The sequence below is a fragment of the Actinosynnema sp. NPDC002837 genome, from assembly GCF_040295345.1.
Taxonomy (GTDB): domain Bacteria; phylum Actinomycetota; class Actinomycetes; order Mycobacteriales; family Pseudonocardiaceae; genus Actinosynnema.
Window position 1 is genome coordinate 1 of record NZ_JBEOVG010000200.1, and the last position, 2142, is coordinate 2142.

The 2142-nt window shown below is 36.4% G+C and carries 3 protein-coding genes; all 3 read right to left on the minus strand.

What is annotated here, in order from left to right; genetic code table 11:
- Nucleotides 1-17 precede the first annotated feature (17 nt).
- Nucleotides 18-620, minus strand: a complete 603-nt coding sequence (fic, locus tag ABTZ99_RS44835) for a protein adenylyltransferase Fic (RefSeq protein WP_003131447.1) — start codon at nucleotides 618-620, stop codon at nucleotides 18-20.
- 16 nt (nucleotides 621-636) lie between these two features.
- The gene (locus ABTZ99_RS44840; RefSeq protein WP_259760236.1) at nucleotides 637-1260 is read right to left on the minus strand and encodes a mobilization protein; all 624 of its coding nucleotides are present in this window, start codon (nucleotides 1258-1260) and stop codon (nucleotides 637-639) included.
- On the minus strand, nucleotides 1257-2142 hold an 886-nt coding region (locus ABTZ99_RS44845; protein WP_499619268.1), incomplete at its 5' end, for a relaxase/mobilization nuclease domain-containing protein. The genes ABTZ99_RS44840 and ABTZ99_RS44845, both read right to left, overlap by 4 nt.

Here is a 2142-nt window from a genome sequence, read left to right on the forward strand (position 1 = left end):
CTGTTTGTATCGGTTATTTATAAATCTTCTGTTTTTATTTCATAATATCCCTCGTAATAATAACTCGCATCAATTCCTTTAAAGAATTGTTCTTTTCCTAAATCATCGGTTAAAGCCTTTTGAATCAAATATTTTAATTCATTGGTGCTGACTGTACTACGGATCATGGCATTTAAATATTCATCCTTATCAATTTGATTCCAATCGACAATTTTGTGTAGTTTATTTTTAAGAATTAAATCCAACCAGATACGAGTGGCTCGTCCATTGCCTTCCCTAAAAGGATGCGCCACATTCATATCCGAGTACTTATCAATAATTTCATCAAATGTTTCTTGAGGTAATTTATCAATATATTCAAGTGTTTGCGCTAAAAAAATACGTGGCGCAAATTGAAAGTTTCCTTTCGCAATATTCACTTCTCGAATTTTTCCTGCAAAGTCGTAAATATCTTGGAATAAAAACTGATGAATATCAGATAAGCCTTGAAACGTCCCAATTTCCAGATCCTCTATTTTGCCAGACTCAAACAATTCTTTGGCTCTTTTTTTCGTTAATAACTCTTCTTGTTTGGCTAATTCTGCTGAATTTGTTAAGCCTAATTTATTATCTAAAACCAAAATATCCCCTCACTCTCTATTTTTTCGGAAAGATTCTTTTGAAAATTTTTGGACGTTGATCAAACCATGTTGAAGCGGTATACATTAATCGAAAACTGCCATAAATTCCAGCACCGATTAAACCAAAACCACCTAATCCAAGAACGACTGCCCCATAAGGATGTTTAGGCTGTATTTCCATCACTGTGTCATACAAAATATGCAAACCCCAACCATCCCAGATACCTTTATAAATCCATCGTCCGATGAGAATACCGACAACTAAGAAACAGAACAGGCAGATAATATTCACAATCAAAATACTGTAACGTTCGACAATCTCACGTTTGCGATCTGCTTTTATCTGCTCTTTTTGTTCATTCAGTTCTTTTTTCAAAGCGAGTAATGCTTGTTTTTCAACTTGAATGTCTTTCAGTATGGTCGCTTTTAAGTTTTCTGCCTCTAAACGATGGAGTTGTTCTTGAATGGCAGACTCCATTTTTTGACTCGCAACAGCTTCTATTTTTTCTTGGTAGCCCCGAAAGTCTTTATTAACTTCTTGACGGACTAAGCGGTCTAGTTCTGGAACGTGACTGAAATCAATTTTACCATTTTTATAAGCATTTAATACTTGAACAACGAGTTGTTCATCTTTATTCATCGACTCATCCCCCGATCATGATCTTTTGTTGGTTTCTTTTCAGACTGTACGTCTCTATTCACTTGTTTTTCTAGGCTTTTCTGTTGTTCTTGCTCGTAATTTTTCATGTCTTTTGAAAAGCGACGTTCAAAATCATCGAGGATTTTCTCTTTTGTTTGCTTTAATTTTCTTGTAACGCGTTGAGTAAGTTCTGGTACTCGTCCTGCAAGCTGTTTGATTGTGTCAATAAATCGATTAATTTTTGATTCTCGCTTGAGAGCTTCTGATTTTCTTGGTTCAATTGCTTGTTCAAGGCTAACAATTTCTGATTCTCTTTGTTGAGTGTCTCGCTCAAGCGGAGTAATCGCTGGTTCTCGTTGTTCAACAGCTCTAAATTCGTTTTGTCTTGCTCGGTTTTCCAACTCATGTAAAATGGTCTCCCTTCCAAAATCAGAACCCAATCGGGTCTCTCGTGCTCGTCTTTGCTTGTTATTGGCGTCTAAAAAGGCATATGAGAACGTTTGGCCTCTTTCTGATAGAATTACCCCATTGTCAGATAATCGTTCCTTAAACGCTTCGTATGAGCTCACAGAGACATCTTGAAGCGATTTATTGATTCTTTCTCTCAAATCATCCATGTAAGAATACTCATTTTTGGCGATTAGTTCTTTTTCTGTCTCTGTTTGGCGCTCATTTGGTGGCTCTAAAATGTGCCAGTTCTCTCGAGAAGCGAGTCGATCATTCATTTCTCGTGCTCGTTGAACGCTTTCTCCTTTTTGTTCTCTTAATTTATTGCCTGTCTCTAAATTGACCTTATTGACAATGATGTGGTTGTGTAAGACGTGATTTTTTCCGTCTAAATGCGTATACACAGCACTTTGATGGTTAGGATAGAGATTTTCT

What these genes read in the sequence shown, in the direction of transcription:
- ABTZ99_RS44840 (WP_259760236.1), bottom strand. Translation starts at nt 1,260, where the DNA reads ATGAATAAAGATGAACAACTCGTTGTTCAAGTATTAAATGCTTATAAA.